We start from the raw sequence: 26054 nt of genomic DNA on the forward strand, positions 1-26054 counted from the left end.
CAGGCAGGCAATGCGATTGCCTGCCTTTATCAGCTTGATTTAACAGACTTTGGTTAGCCAGCCATGGCTGTCACTGGCCTGCCCCCACTGAATCTCATTTAATGCCTGGCGTAAGGCATTGGTGGTATTACCGCCCAAACCTGTACCTACCTGATACTCTTTACCATCATGAATCAAGGTACCAACCGGCGTTAATACTGCCGCTGTACCAGAAAGTGCCGCTTCACAATCAGGTTTCGCTGCGCGCTCCAGCAGCTCGTCCACTGTCAGTTGGCGCTCAGAAACTTTCATACCACGATCCCGTGCCAGGGTCAGAATGGAATCGCGGGTGACACCATGCAGGAAACTGGGATCCAACGCCTTGGTAATAATTTCATTGCCATCGATCAGTAAAAAGTTCGCTGCGCCGGTTTCCTGCACATCCCCATTTGGACAAAACAGTACCTGGTCTGCCTGTACCGCTGCGCGGGCTTTCATAATCGGCTGTAAAGCACTGGCATAGTTGCCGCCACTTTTTACCATGCCCATATGCGGTGCACAGCGGGCATTGTCTTCCAGCAATAAGCGCAAGGGTTTGGCACCGCCGGCAAAATAATCGCCAACCGGTGAAAGCAGCACATACAACATGGAACTGACACTAGGTGCGGCAGCTTTACCAATGGAGGCTTCGGTGCCGATATGGGTTGGGCGGATATACATTGAACCCGGAGGATTGGGTACATCTGCGGCAAAACGGCGCACCATATTGGTGATCATAGCCGCCAGCATGGTGGTATCAACGTTTGGCAGCGACAGCAGTTCACTGCTTTGTGCCATACGGGCAACGTTCTTATCCATACGAAATACATGAATGCTGCCATCGGCATGCCGAAAGGCTTTCAGCCCCTCAAAACAAGTACTTGAGTAATGCAGTACATGAGCGCCAGGATGCATCACGATGCTGTCGGCGGCGACAAATTGTGGAGTACTCCAATGGTTATTCTCGAAACGGGAGACAATCATCTCCGGGCTAAAGACGGTGCCAAATGCCGACATACTTCTTGATTCTCCTAGCAAGGGTCGATTGAAAAATTGGATTGTACCAAATTGAAGCAGTCTGACTTCAGTTAATTTAGCTGTCCAGTGATAAGCCCTCCTTCGCTCCCATCTAGCGTCAGGGGCAGGAATAAAGCCAGGAGTTGGTTACTTGCTGATAAGCTCAAAGGCTTTACGATGGTCATCCGACCAGTTAAGCTACCTGCATGCGCTCATAACCCAATCTGACTATGCATATTGATGAACTGATTCAACAGGCCCAGGATTCACAACAGCACAACACAAGCATCACCGTTGCCAAAAGCTGGACACAGGGACGCACGCTGTTTGGTGGCTTGTCTGCGGCATTGTTGTATACGGCTGCCCGTCAACAGGTGCGCAGCGACAGTATTCTGCGCTCCCTGACCACTAATTTTATTGGCCCGCTGCTACCAGATACGCCCTTTTATATCGAAACTGAGGTACTCAGAGAAGGCAAAAATGTTACGCAGGTGATTGCTAAAGCCATTCAGAATCAGCAAGTTGCAGTGTTTAGTCAGGTTTGCTTCGGCGTCGCCCGTGCCTCTAAGATTCAGGTGGAGAATACCAGGCAGCACAATATGCCACTGCCGACCAAACCCAAATTTATTCCGCAAATTCCCAAGGTGACCCCCAAATTCTTGCAGCATGTTGATTTGGCACTAATTGACGGTGGCATGCCATTTACCGGTAAAAAACAATCCAATACCTACGGCTGGATGCGCTTTAGTCAGCCTCCGGCGAACATGACCGACGCCCACCTGATTACGCTGATTGACGCCTGGCCCCCCACCATATTGCAGATGCTGCGCTGGCCGGCACCGGCCAGTACGATGAGTTGGAATCTGGAGTTTGTGCACCCACACCAGCCTGTGGCCCCAACAGACTGGTTTGCCTATCAGGCCGATACCCGTCAGGCAGCTGATGGATACTGTCACAGCGAAGCCAGTATCTGGGATACCCAGGGCGAACTGGTGGCTATCAGTCGGCAAATTATCACCGTGTTTGACTAGGGCCTATCTGCTCAAGCATGCCTTTTTGCAGATAAGCCACACCTTCCCGGTATCCCACTGCAATGATTTGCTCAGCGCGGCGAAAGTCCAGCATCCCCACATTATCGATTTTCGGTTGAATGAAAAAATCCACCATCTCCCGGTTGGCCCGCTGTTTATGGGTACTGGCTAACATAGATGAACGCAGCAAGGTATAGAGAATAGAGGGCACCTTGGGCTGCTCACGCCCCAAGACCTTGTTCACCAATAATTGCCAGGGCGAAGGGACCTGCTCCAGTTGGGTCAGGTAATCTTCATCCGGGCTGACATCAATAGCAATGACAGGCCCCCTGTTGCGCTGACGCATCAAGTCACAGGGCAAATTATTAAACAGCCCCCCATCCACCAGATAATGACCGCCATCAATAACAGGGGCGATAACTCCCGGTATCGATACACTGGCGCGAATCGCTCGCCACAGCAATCCCATCTCGTGATCCCGCTCTTGCGCGGTGCTCATATCAGAGGATACGCAAAAATAAGGTATCGCCATATCTTCAATCAACGCATCACCAAAGCCCTGATGCAGCAGCGTATCAAGCCGTTGGCTTTTAGACAGGGAAATCATTGGTAAGGTGTAATCACCCAGCGGATTTACCGACACAAAGAACCGTCTGATAGCCTCAATAATGCGCTCGCTTTCCCACCCCATGGCAATCCAGCCCCCCATAATGGAGCCCATACTGGTCCCCCCTACCCAGTCTACCTTAATGCCTGCTTCTTCCATGGCCTTGAAGATGCCAATCTGGGCAAAACCTCTGGCCCCGCCCCCACCTAACACCAAACCAACGGATTGGTCCGTAAGATAACGGCGGAAACGTTCGGTACATTGGCCACTGGCCGCTTGCAAGTGGAAGTGTTGTTTGACTTGTAGCTGTGCCAGCCATTCATTAGTGGCCCTAATACGCGCCACATCGGGTTGAATCAGAACGAGGAATTTTTTTTGCTTCTGCCAGGAAAACATCGCGCTATATTTTTCCAGCCAGTTTGCCACTTGTTTTGGAGAATGGTCTGCATCGGCTACCAACCAGACCTCATCGGCCCGTTCCAGACAAATCTTTGTCCAGTCGTCGGATTCCAGATTGGAAAAATACAAATTAATGGCACTGCTTTGCTCTCTTTCATCAAGATGATCAATCAATGCCGAGTGGCTGATGTCCAGCAATGGACGATAGTTGAAACGACGGCTGATGTCCTGCTCGGTAAAGCCGGCAAAGGGACTCTCCTCAAGGCTTTCCATTAGCCTGGTCACCGTCCGACGGGCTTCATCTTTAGTACAAACTAACACCAGGCGGTTAATGGGCTGCGTTGTGCGCCGGACTTTTTCATTCTGCTTCTTGATTCTGTCAATCAGGCTGCTGACCACATAAGTACTTAACCAGGGAAACACCACCGACAGTCGATCAAATTGCTGTCGGTCTAAACTAATCAGCGAACTTGAGCGGGTCGCCACTAACGTTGCAGTGCGTACCTGATTACTGAACAAAGACATTTCGCCGAATGCCTCACCATGAAATATCTCGCCTACGCGTTTAAGATTGTCTTTACCCCCGACATAGACATCAATTTTACCGCTCAATAAAAAGTGCATGACCTGGGCGCTATCCCCCGCCTCAAACAAGGTTTCATTTTCTTTCAGGTAAGTAAAATGTGCGCTTTGAATAAGCTCCTGCAGAAACTGCGCAGACACATTTGGGTAAGAGCGAACAAAAGTTTGTAGCAGCAGCCTGGTGGTGTGCAGGCGATGATGTAAAGGGTCAAACAAGATGGACAGCTCATCCAGGCTGTCCTTGCCGACCAGGTCCCAATCCAGTTCCTCAAATAAGCACGAGGATAAGCACTTTACCCCAAAGCCAAAGCTGTCTTCGTCAGCAATCATGGACTGGCCAATCCACTGACCGGGTTTCAGTTCCAGTGCGCAAACACTGATGTCCTGATGCTGCAGCTGAACAATTGCCGTTCCTTGCACTAACCGAAACAAGGCGGTATTCAGATCGCCCTGAGCAAACAGCAAATGGCCTTTCTCACAATTGACCATCAGGCCATGACGAGACGCCAGCTCTTCCAGCAGCTCACTGCGATCAGTATCCAACTGCATGCGTTAATCCGAACTAAGGACAGGACCTAGAGTATAGAATAAAGGCTTAAATATTCAGAAGCTTATAATAAATAACCCAATATAACTTCATTCAGATTTTCTGATATTCAGCCCCACACCACGCCTGCGGCTCATAATGTGGGCTAGTTTTTTCATGCTGATGGTTTTGTCCTTTTCATCCACAATCTCCATGCCCAGCATGGCTTCCAACAGATCTTCCAGCGTTAGTATGCCTTCCAGCCCGCCATATTCATCCACCACCAACAACATATGAGCGCGGTTATTAAGGAAATGATCAAAGGTTTGCACCAGCGGCATACTACTAAGCATGGTTACCATGTCTTTACGATATTCCTTTAAGTGCCGTTGGCCATTTCCCCGCGCCTGTGCCAGTAGCAAATCCGCTTTAAGTACAAAACCGGTAATCTGCTCTGGTTCATTTTCATAGACAGGGATACGGGAAAAACTGACATCGTCATGCTTGTGGAAAAATGTTTCTACCGTCATTAACTCCGGCAATGAAAACACCACGGTGCGGTGTGTCATAGCCTCCTTGATATTCATCTGATGCAAGGTCAACAGATTCTGCAGAATATGAGCCTCGCGCTTGGCCAATTGCCCCTCGTCTCTGGCCAGCTCCGCCATGGCTGCCAGCTCCGCCCGGTTAAGGCCTTTTATCGCGCCTTCCGGAGCAATAAAGCTAGTGAGCCAATTGGACATTTTAACAAAAGGATACATGGCCCAAATCAGGTACTTAAGTAAATAAGCAGTCAGAGGTGCCAGTTGGCGCCAGAAGGTTGCGCCAATCGTTTTGGGGATAATCTCAGAAAATATCAAAATCAACAGGGTCAACACCGCAGATGCCAGACCAAGATAAGCATCACCAAACACAATTGCGGCCTGGGCTCCGGCCCCTGCGGCACCAAAGGTATGAGCGAACGTATTCAAGGTCAGGATGGCCGACAAAGGTCGATTGATGTCCTCTGTCTGGCTTCGCAACAAAACGCCACTGTGACGCCCCTCGCCTTCCAATACCGAGATATAGGCTGAAGAAACACTAAGAATAACCGCCTCAGCCACAGAGCAAAGAAAAGAGAAGCCCAGCGCCACCAGGATATAAATAATCAACAGTATCATTGTGTACTGTGCTCCTTGTTTTCCTTGTGCTTGTCAAACCACCAGAGAATATATTGTACTTTGCTCATCAGATTGCTGGGGCGCTTATAAATCCCATGTGGTGCATCAGGAATCCTGACCATGGCCGTGTCAACGCCCTGAAGTTTAAGAGCCTGATAATACTGCTCGGTTTCAGAGATTGGGGTACGATAATCCGCTTCACCGGTCAGCAGCATGGTAGGGGTTTTAACATTGCCCACATAGCTGATGGGTGAGCGCTGCAGATAATGCTCAGGATCTTCCCAAGGCTTTTTGGCAAACCAGTATTGACTGAAAAACGGATAAAAATCAGAAGTAAGCACAAAGCTATACCAGTTGATAACAGGCTTTGCCACCACTGCCGCTTTAAATCTGTCGGTATGACCAACTATCCAGGCCGTCAGCACACCGCCACCAGAACCACCAGTGACAAACAACTGGGTTTCATCAATAAAGCCTTTGTCTATCAGGGTATCCACGCCACTCATTAAATCGTCATAGTCCTGACTCGGGTAATTGTGATGAATCTTCTGCGCAAAGGCCTCGCCATAACTGGAACTGCCCCTCGGGTTGGTATACAGCACCACATAACCCGCGGCGGCATATAACTGTACTTCCGCCGAAAAATGTGGCCCATATGCGGTAGTAGGCCCGCCATGAATCTCCAATAGCAACGGGTATTTTTTGCCTGCATCGAATCCAGGTGGGTACACCACCCAGCCCTGAATATCCAATTTATCAGCACTGGATTGATACCAAATCTCTTGCACTTTGCCCAGGCGTTTATGAGCCAGGGCATCGTCGTTTAAATGAGTCAGCTGGCGCGCCTGACCTTTTCGCCATACCGCCACATCTGCAGGACGCAAAGCATCTGAATAAGTAAAAGCCAGCGTACCATTTGCAGCAACATCGAACTCTGCACCTGTGTAGGGCCGACCATATGACTGCCCACCTAACGAATCTGTCAGTACCTTGAGTTTTCCATCCAGCGTAATCGATGCTAACAAGGTTTGGCCTTTGTCATCATACTGAATAAACAAGCCCTTACCTTTGGGATCCCATTTAAAAGCATCGATACTGCGATCTAAGGTTCCACTCAGCAGTGTGGATTTACCACTGGACAAATCCAGCACATATAAACGTCGGTTCTCGTAGTTGGTACGCTTGTCATCGTAGCCAAGATAGGCCAGTGTCTTGCCATCCGGCGACACGCTTGGTTGTTGATCCGGTCCATCTCTGTCAGTTAACGCGTTAATCTCGCCGCTGGCGATGTCCAGGCGGTAAATCTCGCTATTCAATGGCGCAAGCTGATAGTTGTCGTGCAAATTGGCAGAAAAATACAGGAACTTACCATCCGCACTCCAACTCATCGCACCATTGTGATGATAATCACCGAAGGTCAGTTGCCGGGCACTTCCCCCCTCGGAATCCATAACAAAGAGTTGCATAAAGCCAGGTTCAGCATACCCGCCGCCATCAGCCCGATAATAAAGATCGTCGATAAATATTGCGGGGTCTGCCCACTTGGCCCCTTCGGGCTTGCCTGCCAGCGAAACCGGACTTTTGGCCTTTCCTTTTACAAACATTCTAAAAGCCAGTGACTTACCGTCCGGCGACCAGGTTAACCCGCTGGGCGCCGACGTAAGGTGTGTCAATTGCGCACTTTTACCCTTATCCAGCCACTGCATATGCACTTGTGGCTTACCAGAACGAGTCGAAATATATGCAAGCCGGTTACCATCTGGCGATAGAGCCAGTCCAAAATCCTGATGATTACCACTGGTGAGCGGCAGCAAATCACCTTGGTCATTGACCTGCCAGATATTACCCAGCTTTTTATCCTGATAGATATCCATAAACTGGCGAACAAATAGCACCTCTTCACCATTGTTCCGAATCACCAGATCTGACGCATATTCCAGATTAAAAATATCTTGAGCAGTAAAGGTGTCTGACGAAGCAGCCATACTCGGCAGGCTGCCTACAGCTAGAAAAAATACCAGGCATTTCAAAGGATTCATTTTGCTTCCCTGAATATTGTCATTATTAGAGCGCTGATTGTTACACCCTATGCACGGGCTGTCATCCGCCGTTTGTCGCATTAGAAACGTCATTCTGCTCATTTATTGAGCTGCCTGGCCGATATAAACAGCAGGAGGATGTTATGAACATGTCCATCGCTTATACAACAGATCAGCTCCGCTCCGTTCAAGTCATGAACGGCTCAACTGCCAGACCTGTACAATGGCAACCGAAAAACGCTCGGCCCGACGCTGCGCAAGAGCAAAGCGCGCCGGCCACACAGACGTTGAATGCCATGGATAAAGACTACAGAATCAAACTGAAGATAGAACGGCAGATGGAAAACTATATACTTGAAACCGAACTCAAGTATTACAAATACCAACAAGCCGAGATGCCTGGAAAGTTATTGGATACGCAGGTTTAAAACCACTGCCGGGTAAACACTCTGTCCAGTTCATCAAACGCTTTACGTAGCAGTGCTGCCAGCTCCATGTACCTAGGCTTATTCTTGATTTCTTGCAACTGGCAACCTTGCTGGCGCATTTTTTGATGAATCTCACGATACCATCCCTGCATAGCCGGTGGCAGCGATTGATTGGCCCGATGACCCAGCCACAATAAGCCCTGCATAGGCAAACTCAAAAAGAATGCCGCCAGCGCAATGGCCTGGGGTAATGCGTCATTTCCAAAAGTATTCACATGAATAAAGGCAACCAATACGGCTAGCGGTGGCATAAAACGCAATGAAAAGCGGGTCGCCGCAATCACCCGGCATTCGGGAAACAACCCATAGAGCTCAGGCTGCATTGGCCATAGCTGCATATATGCCTGACCATCTTTGAACATACCGGAAATGGATTGGGCCATAACTGCCTCGCTAAACTAAAGCCGTTGAGTTAACTATACCAGCAAATCCAGCTTTGCGTGGCAAAGATTTGTACAGGTCTGATGGCCGCACAGATACACAAGTATTAACGATACAGAACCAGCGTGCTGGTCAGGCGGTCGCGGCCAAACGACGCCATTTTGATAAATTCCTCACGACTTACCGGCACATTGGTAAAATCCATTTCGGTTTGCCAGCTTTCATAATCCCGTTCAGGATCGGTAATAGAAACACAATTTTGATCAGCACCGGCCACCAACACCCAATGTGGTGCTTTGTCCCTGGTTAGCCGCCACATACTGATCAGACTCACCAACACTGCACCCTGACCAAGATAATCATCCAGTTTACTCAGTGTTAAAGGCTGGTAATGCACATCGACATCGGTGTCCTGCAACTGACTGACAAAGTGTTTATGCACTTGTTCTATCACCACTTTCTTCTGAGGGTCACGGACACTGTTGATAAAGGGCACAGACGTCTGGTTGACATACAAATGCACTTTAAAGCCGCGCCGCCAGGCACTTAAGGCCAGACCAAAGCCGCTGCAACCGCCGTGTCCTGATGTCATGAAAATAGTGGTGGCTTCGCGCCAAATCTGTATCTCTTCCTCCATGGACATGTTGTAACCGGCATCAAGCTTGTGCATGGCCATCATCAGACTGGCCGGCCCACAGGTGAAATCCGTATTTTGCTGATAGCGCAGGTTTGGGATTTTGCCCAGTTTGGTCGGTCTTAGCGTCCTTTCCATCTGCAAGGCATCACCACCGTCTTCGTAGTAGCCTTCCACACGGCCGATAGGGCGGAATTTAAGCTTCTGGTACAAATTGATGGCAGCCTGATTATCCACCCGAACCTCCAGGCGCATAAACAGGCAAAGTTCCTGTGTCGCCAGTTGCTCCATTTCTGTGAGAAGTTGCTGGGCTACGCCACGCCCCCGAAAGGCATCAGATACCGCAATAGAGTAAAGTCTGGCAAGCTGAGTGCCATTGCGGTAAAGCACCAGAGCATAACCAGCCAGTTGCCCGTTTTCATAGGCAACAACTAAAGAGCAATGCCCCTTACGGATGAAGTAACCAAAACTGCGACGGGATATTCTGTCGGTCGTGAAACTGGCTTTTTCCAGGGTCATTAAATCTGGGATATCGGCGACCTGTGCAGGTCTGATTTCAAGATTGCTCAACAACGTGGACTCAAACTGATGCGTGGCGATAGTTTAGGCGTAATCAAAGAAACTGCAATAAGCCAGACGTTTAAAACTATTATTCAGCCAGGGGCTGGGTTTCAACAAAATCTATACTTGAAAGATAAACAGTCCCTGGAGTAGGTTAGCCATCGATATTCTGTTGCCAAGAATGTGGCAGAATATAGACTCTTGGTTTACTTCTTTTTTGGCGCTGGCTGGCGTCTAAGGCATTTGATTCTATGTCTGGATATTTTGTGGTCGTGGATGACCTGGATGATTGGGCTCCCTATTTTCCAAGCCGTGAAGTCATTTCTTTTGATCAATACCTGGCAAAAACCGACATTCCGGCCGAACAAACGGTCAGAATACTTAACTTTTGCCGAAATAAAAGAGCGCTGGGCCGGGGCTACTACTGCTCCCTTCTGGCCGAAGCTCGCGGGCATAAGGTTATTCCCAACATCAGCGTATTAAACGACCTACGTCGTAAGAAGCTTTACACCCTTAAGCTCGAAGATGTCGCCAAATCCATCGCCAAGCTGAAACCTGCCGGTGATGCCAGTCAGATTACCTTCCGGGTATTTTTGGGCGAATGCCTGCAGCCCGAGCTGGCCGATTTAGCCAAGAGTATTTTTGAGCGCTTTGCAGCGCCAGTGCTGGAAGTGACGTTGGAAAAAGACGGCCAGTGGACGTTGGATAAAGTACACACGTTGTCACTCAAAGAAATTACCGACGAGGCCGAGCAGGAGTTTTTAGCCAACACCCTGGAGAAATTCAGCAACAGGCTGTGGCGCAAACCCAAAACCCGCAAGCATTATCGTTATGATGTTGCCATGTTGGTCAATGCTGAAGAAAGCATGCCGCCCAGCGATAAGAAAGCGCTGAGCAATTTTATCAAGGCAGCGGACAAGCTCGGTATTAACCTGGAGCTGATCGGCAAAAAGGACTATGTGCGCCTGGCTGAATACGATGGTTTATTTATTCGCGAAACCACCTCCATTGATCATCATACCTATCGTTTTGCCAAAAAGGCAGAAGCTGAAGGCATGGTGGTGATAGATGACCCGACATCCATCCTGCGCTGCACCAACAAAGTCTATTTAGCTGACTTGCTGCGTGCCAACAAAGTACCTACGCCGAAAACCTTGCTGCTCAGCCGCACCGACAGAGAAAGCCTGCAGGACGCCATTGACTATCTGGGTTTACCTATGGTGCTGAAAATCCCGGACGGTGCTTTCTCGCGGGGAATGTATAAAGCCAACAATATGGAAGAGTTGGTGGACGCGATGAAAAAATTAAGCAAGACCTCGGCCTTGGTTTTGGCGCAAGAGTTCCTATATACCGAATACGACTGGCGTATTGGGGTGCTTAATAACAAACCCTTATATGCGTGCCGGTACTTTATGGTCAAAGGCCATTGGCAGATTTATCGTCATGATGACGGTAAAAAGGCCGCCACGGGTGGGTTTGAAACCATGCCAACCTATGAAGTACCGCAAGCGGTGCTGGAAGCATCGTTAAAAGCCTGCCGCCTGATTGGTGATGGTTTTTATGGGGTCGATGTCAAACAAACCAAAGACGGCCGGGTGGCGGTCATTGAGGTCAACGACAACCCCAGTATCGATTCGTCTGTGGAAGACAAATTTTTGGGCCAGGCCTTGTATTATGAAGTGATGGCAGAGTTTTTGCGCAGACTTGAGTCGCAATAGCAGAGGCACCGGTCCTTTGTACTGAATTAATGTAGTAACCTTTTTTAGCTGGAGAAATTATGGCTGAAGCAAGACATAGCCGCCTGATGATTCTGGGTTCAGGCCCTGCAGGCTACACAGCCGCTGTATACGCGGCCCGTGCTAATCTCAACCCTGTGCTGATTACCGGTATCCAGCAAGGTGGTCAGTTAACCACCACCACGGAAGTGGAAAACTGGCCGGGCGATCCGGAAGGCCTGACTGGACCGGATCTAATGGTGCGCATGCAAAAACATGCAGAAAAGTTTGATACCGAAATTATCTTTGATCATATCAATGCAGTGGATTTCTCTAAGCACCCTTATACGCTCAAAGGCGACAGCGGCAGCTATACCTGTGACGCACTGATTATTGCCACCGGCGCTTCGGCTAAATACCTTGGACTACCGTCAGAGCAAGCCTTTATGGGTAAAGGCGTATCAGCTTGTGCCACCTGTGACGGCTTTTTCTATCGTAACCAGAAAGTTGCGGTGATCGGTGGAGGCAACACTGCGGTTGAGGAAGCCCTGTACCTGTCCAACATTGCCTCTGAGGTACATGTTATTCACCGCCGCGACAGCTTCCGCAGCGAAAAGATTCTGGCCGATCGTCTGATGGACAAAGCCAAAAACGGTAATGTGGTGCTGCATCTCAACAAGACCCTGGATGAAGTGCTGGGAGATGAGATGGGTGTAACAAAAATCCGTATTCGCGATACCCAGAACGACGGCACAGAAGAGCTGGATGTCATGGGCCTGTTCGTGGCTATCGGCCACAAACCCAACACAGATATGTTTGTCGGTCAGTTAGACATGAATGACGGTTACATTAAGATCCATAGCGGTCTTAATGGTAATGCCACTGCCACCAGTGTACCAGGCGTATTTGCCGCAGGGGATGTTTGCGATCACGTGTATCGCCAGGCTATCACCTCTGCCGGGACTGGCTGCATGGCCGCCCTGGATGCCGAAAAATATCTGGACGCCCTGGAATAGTATTAGCAGGCGGGCAACAGCCCGCCTCTCCTGCCTATGAGCAAACAATTTATTAAGCTTGATCACAAGCTACAGTTCCCTCATGCCGAAGATGCACTCATCGATCCTAATGGCCTGCTCGCCCTTGGTGGAGACCTTAGCGTAGAACGACTGTTACTGGCCTACCAAAGTGGCATCTTTCCCTGGTTTAGTGAAGGCGAGCCAATTCTGTGGTGGTCACCCGACCCTCGTGGGGTGTTGGAACTGGATGGCTTTATTTGTTCAGGCAGCCTGGCCAAACTGGCCCGCAGTGGTCGTTACCAGGTCAGTTTGAACAAAGCCTTTGCGGCGGTCATAGAGCACTGCGCCAAGGTCCCCAGAGATATCAACGGCACCTGGATCACTAAGCCAATGATACAAGCTTACACGGACTTACATCACGCAGGTTATGCGCATTCCATAGAAATATGGGAGGGCGCAGAATTGGTCGGTGGTTTATATGGTGTAAGCATTGGCAGGGTATTCTGCGGTGAATCAATGTTTCATCTGCGCAGTAACACCTCAAAACTGGCGTTTTTCCATCTGGTCCGCTATCTAAAAACCATGGAATTTCACTTTATTGATTGTCAGTTGCAAAACCCGCACCTTGCCACCCTGGGTATACAAGAAATACCCAGGCGTCGCTTTTTGAGCAAACTACAACAGGCGGTTAGCTGCCCTGCCCCACAACATTGCTGGCAGGCTGGTGATTTGTCTTTAAGCTGAACCGATGAAATTTGCCCTGACTCATCCTTTTGCCTGCAGTTATCTGCCCCATCAGTATGAGCAACTAATTGTATTAGCTGGCAATGCGGATATCACACCAAACGAATATGAAGCCCTGTTAAACGCAGGCTTCAGGCGCAGCGGCGACCATGTTTATCGACCGCACTGCCCACAATGCGCTGCCTGCCAGTCCTTGCGGATACCCGTTCAGGCATTCAGGGCCAATCGCAATCAACGACGGGTGGCAAAGGCAGGACAAGCGGTCAAACACCACCTTGCCGATACTGACCATCAAGAATATTACGCACTTTATGCCCGTTATATCAGCGCCCGGCATCAGGATGGCAGTATGTATCCGCCAAGCCAGGAGCAATATCAGCAATTTATTCGCGCTCCATGGGGCAACCCTATGTTTCTGGAGCTCAGACTAGAAGGTGAGCTAATTGCAGTGGCGGTAACAGATGTCACCAATCACGCATTATCGGCACTGTATACCTTCTTTTCCCCTGAACTCGCCAAGCTGTCATTGGGCACCCTGGCTATTCTCAGACAAATTGAACTGGCCCGTGAACTTAACAAGCAATACCTCTATTTGGGTTACCAAATCGATCAGTGCGAAAAAATGCGTTACAAAGCCAGCTTCACCCCCAATGAGAAATATATTCAGGGTGTGTGGTACTAACAGAAAAAAATTGCAGACTGTGCTTTACACTGGCGGCATATTTGGGCAAAATCTGCGCGGCATTTCTCCGGGTATCGGGTCGACAGATGTCTGTCACTGAATCAGCGCCCGCCACAACAGCATGTTGTCCACGCGGAGGAAACAGATTTTCATCACCGCCACATTAAGTCAGGCGGCTATAAGCAGTGTTAAAACAAAGGTAATTTTTTTAGATGGCGAAAGAAGACTGTATTGAAATGGAAGGCACGGTATTGGACACCCTTCCAAATACTATGTTTCGTGTAGAGCTTGAAAATGGTCATGTGGTCACCGCGCATATCTCCGGTAAAATGCGTAAGAACTACATCCGTATTCTCACCGGCGACAAAGTCACAGTCGAGATGACCCCTTATGATCTGAGCAAAGGCCGCATTATTTACCGCGCTCGTTAATTTAAAAACTCAGACAGTAAAAAGGCCCGCTAACGGGCCTTTTTTCGTTTATCAGGCTTCAGCCTTGGAATCACTGGTGCTGTAATCAAAGATCAGCTTGTCATCTTTAAGATCAATCTTAACACTACCGCCCTCAGACAACTCACCAAACAACAGTTGATTAGCCAGTTCCTTCTTCACATGCTCTTGCAGCACTCTGGCCATTGGCCTGGCGCCCATGGCCTTGTCGTAGCCTTTCTCAGCTAACCAGGCTCTGGCTGATGAGGTGATTTCCAAAGACACGCCTTTGGCATCAAGTTGAACCTGTAACTCAACAATAAACTTGTCTACCACTTGCAGAATTACATCTGGCTCAAGATGGTTAAACCAGATGATGCCATCAAGACGGTTTCTGAATTCCGGACTGAAGATACGGTTTATCTCGGCTAACGCATCATGGCTGTGATCCTGCTGTTTGAAGCCAATCGACTTGCGCACCGTCTCCTGCACCCCGGCATTGGTGGTCATCACCAGCACCACATTGCGAAAATCTACTTTGCGGCCATTGTTGTCGGTCAAGGTACCATGGTCCATGACCTGTAGCAGAATGTTGTAAATATCACTGTGAGCTTTTTCTATCTCGTCCAGCAGCACCACTGAGTAAGGATGCTTGATAACGGCATCTGTGAGTAAACCACCCTGATCAAAGCCGACATAGCCAGGAGGCGCGCCGATTAAACGACTAACCGCATGCCGTTCCATATATTCGGACATATCAAAGCGCACCAGCTCAACACCCATGATCTTCGCCAGTTGCTGAGTAACTTCGGTTTTACCCACGCCGGTTGGGCCAGCAAACAGGAAATTACCTATAGGCTTACTTTCATTACCCAGGCCACTGCGCGACAGGCGAATGGCGTTGGTTAATGTTTCGATGGCATCGTCCTGGCCGAATACCACCATTTTCAGGTTGCGGTCCAGATTTTTGAGGGTTTCCTTATCCGATGCTGACACCGATTTCTCAGGAATTCGCGCCATCTTGGCAATAATGTGTTCAATCTCTGCCACACCAATCGTTTTCTTGCGACGTGACACAGGTAATAGCCTTTGACTGGCGCCGGCTTCGTCAATCACGTCAATAGCCTTGTCGGGCAGATGGCGTTCGTTTATATACTTGGCCGACAATTCCGCCGCCGCTCGTACCGCCTTGTGGGTAAAACGCACCCCATGGTGTTCTTCGTAACGGGATTTAAGCCCCATCAGAATTTTGGTGGTGTCTTCCACACTGGGTTCAATGATGTCTATTTTCTGGAAACGTCTGGCCAGGGCACGGTCTTTCTCAAAAATCCCCTGATATTCCTGGTACGTGGTTGAGCCAATACAGCGCAATTCACCGCTGGAAAGCTTAGGTTTGAGCAGGTTGGACGCATCCATCACACCACCAGATGCAGCGCCTGCACCAATAATGGTATGGATTTCATCGATAAACAGAATAGCGTGCTCGTCGCGCTCCAGCTCACGTAATATAGACTTAAGCCGCTTCTCAAAGTCACCGCGATACTTAGTACCAGCCAGCAATCCACCTAAATCCAGGGAATACACGGTGGCCTGAGCAATCACCTCTGGTACTTCCTTGTTGACAATACGGTACGCCAGCCCTTCAGCTATGGCGGTTTTACCGACCCCCGCCTCACCGACCAATAAAGGATTATTCTTGCGACGACGGCATAGGATCTGAATGGTACGCTCCAGTTCCAAATCCCGACCAATAAGGGGATCCACTTTGCCGTCTTTGACCTGTACATTCAGGTTGGTGGAGTATTTCTCCAGCGTGGATGTTCCTTCTTCCACTTCTCCGCTTTCTTCTTCCCTTTCAGTCTGAGGCGGTCTTTCCTCGTCCGACTTGGACACACCGTGAGAAATGAAATTCACCACATCCAAACGAGTCACATCGGCTTTCTTAAGAATATAAACAGCCTGAGACTCCTGCTCACTGAAAATGGCCACCAATACGTTGGCGCCCGTGACTTCGTCTTTCCCAGACGACTGCACATGAAACACCGCACGCTGTAATACGCGCTGAAAGCCCAAAGTAGGCTGAGTTTCGCGGTCAGACTCAGGGCCATCAAGGATAAGTGGTGTGGTGTCTTTAACAAAGTCAGTTAACTCTGCCTTGATTGTGTCAATGTTTGCCCCACAAGCCTTTAATGCTTCACGGGCCGCTTTGTTGTCGAGCAATGCCAGCAACAAATGCTCCACCGTCATAAACTCGTGACGGTGTTCGCGAGCGAAAATAAACGCTTGATTCAGTGTTTGCTCTAGATCTTTATTCAACATACGCGACCCCTTACTGCTACGCCCGACTAATTAAGCTTGCTCCATAGAGCACATCAATGGATGCTGATGCTTTCTGGAATACTGGTTAACCTGCATGACCTTGGTTTCAGCAATTTCTGCGGTAAACACACCGCAAACCGCCCTGCCCTGATAATGTACGGTTAACATCAACTGATTGGCCTTGTCCGCCGACATATTGAAAAAACGCATCAATACTTCAACCACAAAGTCCATTGGCGTGTAGTCGTCATTGTTCAGCAGAACCTTGTACATGGGGGGTGGCTGCAGCTTTCGCTTGACCGCCTCCAACTGCTTGTCATGACTTATGATGCTGTCTTTGCTCATACTTCAAATAATAGCTGCTCAATTAAAATGGTTAATGGGATTTTTGACTTTTTAGTGAAATGTTAAATTTACCCTTGACATATTCAGGTTAAAAAATCTACATTTTTTAGGTTCCCGAAAATTTTGCTGTAGGGAACCTTAATCCCTTAACTGCATTGTGGGGATTAATTCAGGACAGTTCAAGGGCTCAAGAGGAAGCAGAAGTATGGCAGTTGGCAAGGTTAAATGGTTCAACAACGCTAAAGGTTTCGGTTTTATCGTGCCGGAAGACGGCGGTGAAGATGTTTTCGCTCATTATTCCACTATCCAGATGGAGGGTTATCGCTCTCTTAAAGCTGGGCAAGAAGTGAAATTTGAGGTGCAGCAAGGTCCAAAGGGACTGCATGCAGAAAATATTGAGTTGGCCAGTGAGCCGGAAAGATAAATCCGGTTCCGGAAGATAAAAAAAGCAGATACAAGTATCTGCTTTTTTATTTGTTGCACATTTTTGCGTTAGTTATTTTAGATTTAAAAAATCTGAATTATAGCTGCTGCATCTAATGCGTTGAAACTTGCTAAATAATTTTTAGTTTCAGCAGGTTATATTTTTCGCTCGCAAAAAGGTAATTTATTCCTGAATTACCATGTAGAGGGAATAGTTTGTCCTTCAGCATGCTTCCTGCATAAAAAAAGCCCGGACTGCGCCGGGCTTCGCTTGTTAACGTTTAATTAAAGTGCAGCCAGAGCCGCCTGGAATGTGTCACTCGGGAACATGGCCTTACTCACTTTGGCTTCATCAGGATAGTAATAACCACCAATGTCCAACGCATTGCCCTGTGTTGCGTCTATATCCGCCAGGATCTTAGCTTCATTGGCCTGAAGACTTGCAAACAAGGGCTTGAAACGCGCTGCCAGTTCGGCATCCTTACTCTGATTTGCCAGTTCTTCGGCCCAGTACATAGCCAAATAGAAGTGACTACCACGGTTGTCCAGTTCACCAGCGCGGCGCAGCGGCGATTTGTTTTCATTAAGTAGTTTCTCAGTGGCCTTGTCCAATGCCTTGGCTAACAACTCGGCTTTGCCATTGGATTGTTTGATCGCCAGATCTTCAAGCGAGACCGCCAGTGCCAGAAACTCACCCAGTGAATCCCACCGCAAGTGCCCCTCTTCAACGAACTGCTGAACATGCTTAGGCGCTGAACCGCCGGCACCGGTTTCAAACAGGCCACCACCGGCCATTAAGGGCACGATAGACAGCATCTTGGCACTGGTACCCAGCTCAAGAATCGGGAACAAGTCGGTCAGATAGTCACGCAACACGTTGCCAGTCACAGAAATGGTATCCAGACCACGAATGCAACGTTCCATACTGTATCGAATGGCTCGCACCGGTGACATAATCTGAATATCCAGACCATTGGTATCGTGATCTTTGAGGTACTCATTGACTTTCTTGATCAGTTGGATATCGTGAGCACGCTCATCATCCAGCCAGAATACGGCAGGCATACCAGACTGACGGGCACGGGTAACCGCTAATTTAACCCAGTCACGAATCGGCTCGTCTTTGGTCTGGCACATGCGCCAGATATCGCCCTCTTCGACATCATGTTCAATCAGCACCTTGTCGTCCTGATCGATAATACGCACTGTACCGTCTGCTTTGATTTCAAAGGTTTTGTCGTGCGAACCGTACTCTTCGGCTTTTTGCGCCATCAAGCCAACATTGGGTACTGTTCCCATGGTTGCCGGGTCAAACGCACCATGAGTCTTACAGAAGTTGATCACTTCCTGATAGATTGTGGCATACGTACTTTCCGGAATAACGGCCTTGGTATCATATGGCTTACCATCGGGTCCCCACATTTGCCCCGAGCTGCGGATCATGGCAGGCATAGATGCATCAACAATTACATCGCTGGGTACATGCAGATTGGAAATACCTTTATCTGAGTTCACCATAGCAATAGGCGGACGGTCGGCGTAACAGGCATTGATATCACGCTGAATTTCACTGCGCTGTGATTCTGGCAAGGCCGAAATTTTGTCATAGACACTACCCAGACCATCATTGGCGTTAACACCAAGTTCGGCAAACAGATCTGCATACTTCTCAAAAAGTTCTTTGTAGAACACCTTAACGCAATGACCAAATACGATGGGGTGCGATACCTTCATCATGGTGGCCTTCACGTGCAAGGAGAACAATACGCCGGTTTGCTTGGCATCTTCAATTTGCTCTTCGAAGAACTTACACAGAGCTTTCTTGCTCATAAACATGCCGTCAATGACTTCACTTTTCAGCAAATCCACGCGCGGCTTGAGTACGCTCACCTTACCTTGTTTATCGGTATGTTCGATTCGCACATAGCCAGCTTTGTCCACCGTGACAGACTTTTCCCGTGAGTAAAAATCGCCGCCTCGCATATGGGCTACGTGCGTGCGCGAAGCCTGGCTCCAGGCGCCCATGGAATGAGGATGGCTTTTTGCATAGTTTTTCACCGCTGCCGGGGCGCGGCGATCAGAGTTACCTTCACGCAGAACCGGATTAACCGCACTACCTAAAATTTTGCCATAACGGGCTTTTACATCTTTTTCCTGATCATTTTTCGGCTCTTCGGGGTATTCCGGCACCATAAAGCCTTTGCTGCGCAGTTCCTTAATCGCTGCCTTTAACTGCGGAATAGATGCGCTGATATTGGGCAATTTGATGATATTGGTTTCAGGATGCTGGGTCAGTTCACCCAATTCAGCCAAGGCATCCGGCACTTTCTGCGCGTCGCTCAAAGACTCAGGGAAACTAGCCAGAATACGTCCGGCCAGGGAAATATCGCTTAACTCTACCTCGATATCAGCGGTGGAAGCGAAGGCCTTGATGATGGGAAGCAATGAATAGGTTGCCAGGGCCGGCGCTTCGTCAGTCTTGGTGTAGATAATTTTTGACTTGCTTGTCATTTGATACCTCTGTTGTTACGGCTGGATGCGGCCGGTTGGAATAGTCTGGGGCGGCAGGTGCCACTCTCAATCTCCTGCAAACAAGATCCGGCTCCAACAAATCCGGACCACAACCCCACCATGGCAGCGGGAAAAATCATTGTCCCGCACTAAAAGTGTTTGAATCATATATGGCCAAAACCGCTAAGTACAAGTGCTACTTGGGTATATACTGCCTGCCCGGGTTCTGCTGCTGTTTGATTTTTATCAAGTTAGAGCGAGTTGACTGGCCGTCGGGCACCCGGATAATAAAGACAATTCTGCCAAGCTGAAGAATTCTTTCCTTATAGGTTATGCAAAGCCAAACTCTGCTATTTAACAAGCCCTTCGGCGTTTTATGCCAGTTTACCGACCAGGAGGGCCGTCAGACACTCAAAGACTATATTCCAGTACCCAATGTTTATGCGGCTGGACGGTTGGATATGGACAGCGAAGGCCTGCTGGTGCTGACCGGTGATGGTAAATTGCAACACAAGCTGGCCAACCCTAAAAGTAAGACCAGTAAAACTTATTGGGTACAGGTAGAAGGCATTCCCAGCGACAACGATCTGCAGGCACTGCGTGATGGCGTGCAGCTTAAAGATGGTATGACGCTGCCTGCAAAGGTCAAGCTTATGGCCGAGCCACAAGTATGGCCGCGCCATCCCCCCGTGCGCTTTCGCCAGTCGATTCCGACCAGTTGGCTGTCTATCAGTATCATTGAAGGGCGGAACCGGCAAGTACGGCGTATGACAGCACATATCGGTTTCCCGACGTTGCGCTTAATTCGTTACCGGGTCGGCAACTGGACGCTGGACGGGCTGGCCTGCGGCCAGTATCTGGAGATTTGAATGTTTAAACCAAATGTCACCGTTGCCTGTGTGGTGGAAGCGCAAAACCGTTTTCTATTGGTCGAGGAAGAGATTCTCGGGGAATCTGTGTTTAATCAACCCGCGGGGCATCTCGAAAAAAATGAATCCATTATCGACGCCGCACAAAGAGAGCTTTTTGAGGAGACCGGGCTAAACCTGACGCCACAGTTTTTAGTTGGCACCTATTTGTACCCTGTAGCCAGAGAAAATCTGACCTTCCTGCGCCTTTGCTTTGGCTTACGCCTTACCGAAGCCATCACAGCTCCCCCTGTAGATACGCAAATTAAAGCCTGTCATTGGTTTACTCTGGAAGACATCATCCAGCGCCAGGCGCAACTGAGATCCCCTATGGTGCTGCGTTGTATTAAAGATTTCCGGCGGGGTCAACAGTATGACCTTGGGCAATTCCATTATCTGCCTGAGCGGTCCATAGCAGGTGCGCCAGGGATGTAACTCTGCTAGAATTCGCGCTCCCTGAATTTAGTCATCAGTCTCTAATTACCCTGAGCTGTTCTTACCCATGCGAGAAAACGTGCAAAGCAAAAGCCAGATAAAAGTCATTGTCGGTATGTCCGGTGGTGTTGATTCCTCTGTTTCAGCCTATTTGTTAAAGGAGCAGGGCTATCAGGTGGAAGGCTTGTTTATGAAAAACTGGGAAGAAGACGATGACGCCGAATACTGCGCAGCGGCGGAAGATCTCAAAGACGCCCAAGCTGTTGCCGACAAGTTGGGAATTAAACTACGCACGATTAATTTTGCTGCCGAGTACTGGGACAATGTGTTTGAATACTTTCTGGCCGAATACAAGGCCGGACGCACGCCCAACCCGGACATAATGTGTAACAAGGAAATCAAGTTTAAGGCTTTCCTTGAATTTGCCCTGGAAGATCTGGGGGCGGATTATATTGCCACCGGTCACTACGTGCGTCGCCGTCAGCATCAAGGTCACTGGCAATTACTGCGCGGCCAGGATGACAATAAAGATCAAAGCTACTTTCTGTATACTCTAAATGAGCAGCAGGTTGGTCATACCCTGTTTCCCATTGGCGACATGGCCAAACCCAGGGTCCGTGAAATTGCTGCCGAGCAAGGGCTGATCACCCACGACAAAAAAGACAGCACCGGTATCTGTTTTATCGGCGAGCGTAAGTTTCGCGACTTTCTCGGCCGTTATCTGCCAGCCCAGCCCGGCAAAATTGAAACAGCAGACGGCGAGGTCATTGGTGACCATGAAGGCTTGATGTACCACACCTTGGGTCAGCGTAAAGGCTTACATATCGGTGGCTTAAAGGACCATGGCGACCAGCCCTGGTACGTGGTGGACAAAGACGTGGCGCGCAACGTTCTGATAGTGGGTCAGGGTGACGATCACCCCAGGCTTTATTCCAACGGTCTGCTGGCCAAACAACTGGATTGGGTAGACAGGCAAGGGCCACAAACCGCCATACGCTGCACGGTAAAAACCCGCTACCGCCAGCAGGATATCCCCTGCACCGTCACTCCAAAAGATAATGGTCAAATACAAGTGATGTTTGATCGGCCGCAAAAAGCCGTTACGCCGGGTCAATCTGCCGTCTTCTATCTTGATGACGTTTGTCTGGGTGGCGGTATTATTGAGAGTTACATTCGTTAATTATGAGCGACAAAGAATTCGACAAAAGCCTGGCACTGGCAGGTGTCTGCCAGAGTGCGGCACTGGTCCAACAATTTGCCCGCAAAGGTAAAGCCGATGATGCTGCCTTTGTGGCCAGTATTCAAAGTCTGTTGGCCACCAATCCGGAAAATATTGAGGATATCTTTGGCAATCTGACCAGCCTGCGCCAGGGTTTTGTGACCCTCGAAGCGCAACTATCCAGCAAGCCTGCCGCCAAAGACGCGGAAATTACCCGTTATATAGCCAGCCTGCTCGGACTGGAACGCAAACTGGCCAGACAGCCCAGCAAGTTGGCAGAGTTAGGTGAACGCATTGAGCACATCAAACGTCAACAAAGCCTGTACGCCCTGACCGATGAGCCGATGCTGGCGAATATGGCCCGCATTTACTCTGATATCATCAGCCCCATTGGCCCACGTATCCAGGTGGCCGGTGACCCTAACCTGTTAAAACAAACCGCGATTCAGCATAGGGTACGTGCCCTGCTGCTGGCCGGAATTCGTGCTGCAGTGCTATGGCGTCAGTTGGGGGGTAAGCGCCGCCAGATTTTACTGAGCCGACGCACGGTACTGGAAAACGCCGAGAAGGCGCTAAAACGCATTAATCACTAATCAGGAGCCAACATGGAACTCTCTGCATTGTCAGCTATTTCCCCGGTAGACGGGCGTTATGGCAGCAAAACCCAAGAACTTCGCGGAATTTTCAGCGAGTTCGGCCTGATCAAATACCGGGTTCAGGTAGAAGTACGCTGGTTGCAGAAACTATCCAGCATCGAAGCCCTTGCCGAAGTACCGGCATTTAGTGCCGAAGCTCATGCCGTGCTGGATGCCATCGTCACAGACTTTAGCGAAGCCGACGCCGCCAGAGTCAAAGAAATCGAGCGGACCACTAACCACGACGTAAAAGCCGTAGAGTATTTTCTGAAAGAAAAAGTGGCAGGCAATGCTGAACTTAATGCAGTCAGTGAATTTATTCACTTTGCCTGTACTTCTGAGGACATTAACAATCTGTCCCACGCCCTGATGCTGAGCGAAGCCAGGGACAAGGTCATTCTGCCTTACTGTGACCAGCTTATCAGTGAATTGCGTCGCCTGGCCATCGAATACAAAACCATTCCGATGATGGCCCGTACCCACGGCCAGCCTGCCTCCCCTACCACAATGGGTAAAGAAATGGCCAATGTGATGGTGCGTCTTGAGCGTCAGCGCCAGCAAATTGCCGGAGTGGAACTGCTGGGTAAGTTAAATGGTGCGGTTGGCAACTACAACGCCCATTTATCTGCCTACCCGAACCTGGATTGGCCAACCATTTCGCGCGAATTTGTACAATCCCTGGGGATTGTCTGGAATGCCTATACCACCCAGATTGAACCCCATGACTACATTGCCGAGCTGTTTGATGCAGTAGCCCGTTTTAATACGATCCTGATCGATTTTGACCGTGATGTATGGGGCTATATTGCTCTGGGTCATTTCAAGCAAAAGACCGTAGCGGGCGAGATTGGTTCGTCTACCATGCCACATAAGGTTAACCCCATCGATTTCGAAAATTCTGAGGGTAACCTGGGATTGGCCAATGCGATTTTCGATCACCTGGCGGCCAAGCTTCCTGTATCACGCTGGCAGCGCGATCTGACCGACTCGACCGTATTGCGCAACTTGGGCGTGGGAGTTGGCTATAGCCTGATTGCCTACCAGGCCAGTCTGAAAGGGATCAGCAAACTGGAAGTGAATGCCCAGAGTCTATTAAATGAGCTGGATGCAAACTGGGAGTTGTTGGCAGAGCCGATTCAAACCGTGATGCGTCGCTACGGTATCGAAAAACCTTATGAAAAGCTCAAAGAGCTGACACGGGGCAAGCGGGTTAATCAGCAGATGATGGCAGATTTCATCGATGGTCTGGCCCTGCCCGACGAAGTTAAAACAGAGCTTAAACAATGGACACCGGCGGGCTATATAGGCCGTGCTGTGGAATTGGTTGACGCACTGGTCGGCTAACCAGCAAAATCCAGACTATACTTATACGCCCGCCTTTAGCGGGCGTTTTTATTTGCAAACCAAGGAGCACCCTGTAGCACAGATTTAGGGATTATTAGCCGCAAGGAGCATGGCATGATCACCGCACTATTCAAAACCTGGGTTTGGGCCGGTATTTGTCGTGACGGGTGCATTAACATCAGCCCAGTCCGACTCACCAACCTTATTTCCCTACTGCTGTTCTGTGTGATGCTGATGCATTTACCCATACATCTTTACTTTTGGTCCCAGGGCGGCCATGTTCAAACCCTTATTCTGCTATTCCACGCCCTGCTTTGCCCGCTTGTTCCGGTATGCAGCAGCCTCGGCTACCCTAAGCTTGCCCGGCGCCTGTTGATCGGCGGGTATGCCAGCTTTATCAGTTTTACCAGTCTTTATCTTGGCTATGCCAGTGCCAGCCATTGGTTCCTGATGTTGGGATTTTTTATTTCGCCGTTCTTATTCAAACACAATGAAGTCAAATTACTGGCCTGTGCCGGTGTTATTTTTGTTGCCTGTTTTGTGGTGCTCGAACAGCTCAGCTTGCCACCCTTATTGTCCGTTGCTCCTGGCTACCAGGGCTTTGTAAAACAGCTGACAAATTTCAGTTTTCCCATTATTTGCCTGCTCTGTACTCTGCATATTTTCTATGATCATGCCAAAAGTTGGCAGCATATCGCTGCTGAGCAGCGTCGCTCGGAGAACCTGCTACTGAATGTATTACCGGATCCTATTGCGGAGCGCCTGAAGCACAGCAACAAGCCGGTCGCTGATCACTTTGCCAGTGCCACTGTGGTGTTCACCGATATTGAAGGATTTAGTGACATTGTGAACAACCGCGATCCAAAAGACGTGGTGAAATACCTTAACGATCTGTACAGCGAATTTGATCAGCTCCTTAAACCGTTGGGAATGGAAAAAATTAAAACCAATGGGGATGAGTATATGGCCGTCTCCGGGGTACCTGTCAGTGTCGAAGACCATGCCCGGCGTGCCTGTATTTGTGCGCTGAAGATGCAGGCTATTTTTACTACCGTCAGTGAGCGGCATCATATCAGCAACGGATTACGCATCGGTTTAAACAGCGGCCAACTGATAGCTGGTGTGATAGGCAGAGACAAATACAGTTATGACTTGTGGGGTGACAGTGTCAATCTGGCTTCGCGCATGGAAAGTCAGGGGCAAAGCGGCAAAATCCAGGTTTCTGAGCACACTTACAGATTATGTCGCCATCAGTTTCGCTTTAAGCCAAGGTGCCGACTGGATGTAAAAGGCATGGGTCAATGCCAGACCTATTGGCTGTTGTCCAGCAAGGAAGATGAAAACGGGGATTGATTATTTTTTGAACACAAAATAGACTAAAAGACCGGCGCAATGATGCGCCGCTTTGGGAGGCGAGTCAGATGACGTTAATTGTGAAAAACGTCGACTGGATGAGCGCCAAAGACAAGCTCACAAAGCTAAGAGAAAAGGTATTTGTTTACGAATGGCGGATCCCCAAAGATGTGGAATTCGACCGCCAGGACAGCGCCGCCTGCCACGTTTTGCTGTTTGACGAAGCGGGTGCCGAAATCGCTACCGGCCGCATTACCCCAGAGGGTGAAATCGGCCGCATAGCGGTTATCAACAGCTGCCGTAAACCTGAGGTATATCAACAGTTGTTTGCGGCCCTGCTGGCAATTGCCGAGCAACAAGGTATGCAAACGGTCTCAGTGCAGTGCGAGTTGGAAGGTGTCAGTTACTACCAACAACAGGGATTTCGTCCTGTCGGAGCTGTGTATATGGATGCAGGTATACCTCGTCAGAGAATGGCCTGCGACATCAAACAGTTTTCTCTACCAAGGGTAGAGTTTACCCACTAGGGTGCCC

The 26054-nt window shown here is 49.4% G+C and carries 24 protein-coding genes; 15 read left to right on the plus strand and 9 right to left on the minus strand.

What is annotated here, in order from left to right; translation table 11 throughout:
- Nucleotides 1-39: 39 nt before the first annotated feature.
- Nucleotides 40-1035: a branched-chain amino acid aminotransferase gene (locus CSR04_RS14575; protein ID WP_102797031.1), complete on the minus strand. Its 996-nt coding sequence runs from the start codon at nucleotides 1033-1035 to the stop codon at nucleotides 40-42.
- Between the two features lie 230 nt (nucleotides 1036-1265).
- On the opposite strand from CSR04_RS14575, the gene CSR04_RS14580 reads away from it, so the two are divergent.
- On the plus strand, nucleotides 1266-2066 hold the full coding sequence (locus CSR04_RS14580) for an acyl-CoA thioesterase (RefSeq protein ID WP_102797032.1): 801 nt from the start codon (nucleotides 1266-1268) through the stop codon (nucleotides 2064-2066).
- On the opposite strand, the gene CSR04_RS14585 is transcribed toward CSR04_RS14580, so the two are convergent.
- The 3 genes from CSR04_RS14585 to CSR04_RS14595 form a co-directional block, all read right to left on the minus strand.
- A complete protein-coding gene (locus CSR04_RS14585) occupies nucleotides 2050-4203 on the minus strand; it encodes a patatin-like phospholipase family protein (protein ID WP_102797033.1) in 2154 nt (717 codons plus the stop codon). The genes CSR04_RS14580 and CSR04_RS14585 overlap by 17 nt on opposite strands.
- Nucleotides 4204-4290: 87 nt before the next feature.
- Entirely contained in the window at nucleotides 4291-5340 is a 1050-nt protein-coding gene (locus CSR04_RS14590) for a CNNM domain-containing protein (protein WP_102797034.1), read from the minus strand.
- Nucleotides 5337-7379, minus strand: a complete 2043-nt coding sequence (locus CSR04_RS14595; protein ID WP_172449366.1) for a S9 family peptidase — start codon at nucleotides 7377-7379, stop codon at nucleotides 5337-5339. Before CSR04_RS14595 ends, CSR04_RS14590 begins: the two co-directional genes overlap by 4 nt.
- 143 nt (nucleotides 7380-7522) lie before the next feature.
- Between CSR04_RS14595 and CSR04_RS14600 the strand changes: the two genes are divergently transcribed.
- Nucleotides 7523-7807: a hypothetical protein gene (locus CSR04_RS14600; RefSeq protein ID WP_102797035.1), complete on the plus strand. Its 285-nt coding sequence runs from the start codon at nucleotides 7523-7525 to the stop codon at nucleotides 7805-7807.
- Here CSR04_RS14600 and yfbV read toward each other — a convergent pair.
- On the minus strand, nucleotides 7804-8250 hold the full coding sequence (gene yfbV, locus CSR04_RS14605; RefSeq protein ID WP_102797036.1) for a terminus macrodomain insulation protein YfbV: 447 nt from the start codon (nucleotides 8248-8250) through the stop codon (nucleotides 7804-7806). The two genes, CSR04_RS14600 and yfbV, sit on opposite strands and share 4 nt — an antisense overlap.
- Before the next feature lie 104 nt (nucleotides 8251-8354).
- Nucleotides 8355-9455 (minus strand): ribosomal protein S18-alanine N-acetyltransferase, encoded by a 1101-nt coding sequence (gene rimI / locus CSR04_RS14610; RefSeq protein WP_216362569.1) that lies wholly within the window; start codon nucleotides 9453-9455, stop codon nucleotides 8355-8357.
- A gap of 239 nt (nucleotides 9456-9694) precedes the next feature.
- Here rimI and CSR04_RS14615 point away from each other — a divergent pair, with 239 nt between their 5' ends.
- The 5 genes from CSR04_RS14615 (at nucleotide 9695) to infA (ending at nucleotide 14031) form a co-directional block, all read left to right on the plus strand.
- Nucleotides 9695-11161, plus strand: coding sequence for a RimK family protein (locus tag CSR04_RS14615; protein ID WP_102797038.1), 1467 nt, complete (start codon nucleotides 9695-9697; stop codon nucleotides 11159-11161).
- Nucleotides 11162-11220: 59 nt separating this feature from the next.
- On the plus strand, nucleotides 11221-12174 hold the full coding sequence (gene trxB, locus CSR04_RS14620) for a thioredoxin-disulfide reductase (protein WP_102797039.1): 954 nt from the start codon (nucleotides 11221-11223) through the stop codon (nucleotides 12172-12174).
- 36 nt (nucleotides 12175-12210) lie between these two features.
- The gene (gene aat / locus CSR04_RS14625; protein ID WP_102797040.1) at nucleotides 12211-12918 is read left to right on the plus strand and encodes a leucyl/phenylalanyl-tRNA--protein transferase; all 708 of its coding nucleotides are present in this window, start codon (nucleotides 12211-12213) and stop codon (nucleotides 12916-12918) included.
- 4 nt (nucleotides 12919-12922) lie between these two features.
- On the plus strand, nucleotides 12923-13600 hold the full coding sequence (locus CSR04_RS14630) for an arginyltransferase (protein WP_102797041.1): 678 nt from the start codon (nucleotides 12923-12925) through the stop codon (nucleotides 13598-13600).
- A 212-nt stretch (nucleotides 13601-13812) separates the two neighbouring features.
- Nucleotides 13813-14031, plus strand: a complete 219-nt coding sequence (gene infA / locus CSR04_RS14635) for a translation initiation factor IF-1 (protein ID WP_006010397.1) — start codon at nucleotides 13813-13815, stop codon at nucleotides 14029-14031.
- Nucleotides 14032-14082: 51 nt separating this feature from the next.
- On the opposite strand, the gene clpA is transcribed toward infA, so the two are convergent.
- Together clpA and clpS are read right to left on the minus strand one after the other, a co-directional pair.
- Nucleotides 14083-16347: an ATP-dependent Clp protease ATP-binding subunit ClpA gene (clpA, locus tag CSR04_RS14640; protein WP_102797042.1), complete on the minus strand. Its 2265-nt coding sequence runs from the start codon at nucleotides 16345-16347 to the stop codon at nucleotides 14083-14085.
- Nucleotides 16348-16377: 30 nt separating this feature from the next.
- A complete protein-coding gene (clpS, locus tag CSR04_RS14645) occupies nucleotides 16378-16692 on the minus strand; it encodes an ATP-dependent Clp protease adapter ClpS (protein WP_102797043.1) in 315 nt (104 codons plus the stop codon).
- A 205-nt stretch (nucleotides 16693-16897) separates the two neighbouring features.
- Between clpS and cspD the strand changes: the two genes are divergently transcribed.
- Complete coding sequence (gene cspD / locus CSR04_RS14650) at nucleotides 16898-17116, plus strand: cold shock domain-containing protein CspD (RefSeq protein ID WP_102797044.1); 219 nt, start codon at nucleotides 16898-16900, stop codon at nucleotides 17114-17116.
- 284 nt (nucleotides 17117-17400) lie between these two features.
- Here cspD and CSR04_RS14655 read toward each other — a convergent pair whose 3' ends face one another.
- Complete coding sequence (locus tag CSR04_RS14655) at nucleotides 17401-19626, minus strand: NADP-dependent isocitrate dehydrogenase (protein WP_102797045.1); 2226 nt, start codon at nucleotides 19624-19626, stop codon at nucleotides 17401-17403.
- Nucleotides 19627-19958: 332 nt separating this feature from the next.
- On the opposite strand from CSR04_RS14655, the gene CSR04_RS14660 reads away from it, so the two are divergent.
- The 7 genes from CSR04_RS14660 (at nucleotide 19959) to CSR04_RS14690 (ending at nucleotide 26047) form a co-directional block, all read left to right on the plus strand.
- Nucleotides 19959-20495 carry a pseudouridine synthase gene (locus CSR04_RS14660; protein ID WP_102797046.1) on the plus strand — a complete coding sequence of 179 codons (537 nt, stop codon included), beginning with the start codon at nucleotides 19959-19961 and terminating at the stop codon, nucleotides 20493-20495.
- The gene (locus CSR04_RS14665; RefSeq protein WP_102797047.1) at nucleotides 20496-20969 is read left to right on the plus strand and encodes an NUDIX hydrolase; all 474 of its coding nucleotides are present in this window, start codon (nucleotides 20496-20498) and stop codon (nucleotides 20967-20969) included.
- A 67-nt stretch (nucleotides 20970-21036) separates the two neighbouring features.
- On the plus strand, nucleotides 21037-22149 hold the full coding sequence (gene mnmA / locus CSR04_RS14670) for a tRNA 2-thiouridine(34) synthase MnmA (protein WP_102797048.1): 1113 nt from the start codon (nucleotides 21037-21039) through the stop codon (nucleotides 22147-22149).
- Between the two features lie 2 nt (nucleotides 22150-22151).
- A complete protein-coding gene (hflD, locus tag CSR04_RS14675) occupies nucleotides 22152-22781 on the plus strand; it encodes a high frequency lysogenization protein HflD (protein WP_102797049.1) in 630 nt (209 codons plus the stop codon).
- 12 nt (nucleotides 22782-22793) lie between these two features.
- Nucleotides 22794-24167, plus strand: a complete 1374-nt coding sequence (purB, locus tag CSR04_RS14680) for an adenylosuccinate lyase (RefSeq protein WP_102797050.1) — start codon at nucleotides 22794-22796, stop codon at nucleotides 24165-24167.
- A gap of 114 nt (nucleotides 24168-24281) precedes the next feature.
- A complete protein-coding gene (locus CSR04_RS14685) occupies nucleotides 24282-25520 on the plus strand; it encodes an adenylate/guanylate cyclase domain-containing protein (protein WP_102797051.1) in 1239 nt (412 codons plus the stop codon).
- A 68-nt stretch (nucleotides 25521-25588) separates the two neighbouring features.
- A complete protein-coding gene (locus tag CSR04_RS14690) occupies nucleotides 25589-26047 on the plus strand; it encodes a GNAT family N-acetyltransferase (protein WP_102797052.1) in 459 nt (152 codons plus the stop codon).
- Nucleotides 26048-26054 lie beyond the last annotated feature (7 nt).

The sequence above is a fragment of the Bowmanella denitrificans genome (assembly GCF_002887595.1).
Lineage (GTDB): Bacteria > Pseudomonadota > Gammaproteobacteria > Enterobacterales > Alteromonadaceae > Bowmanella > Bowmanella denitrificans.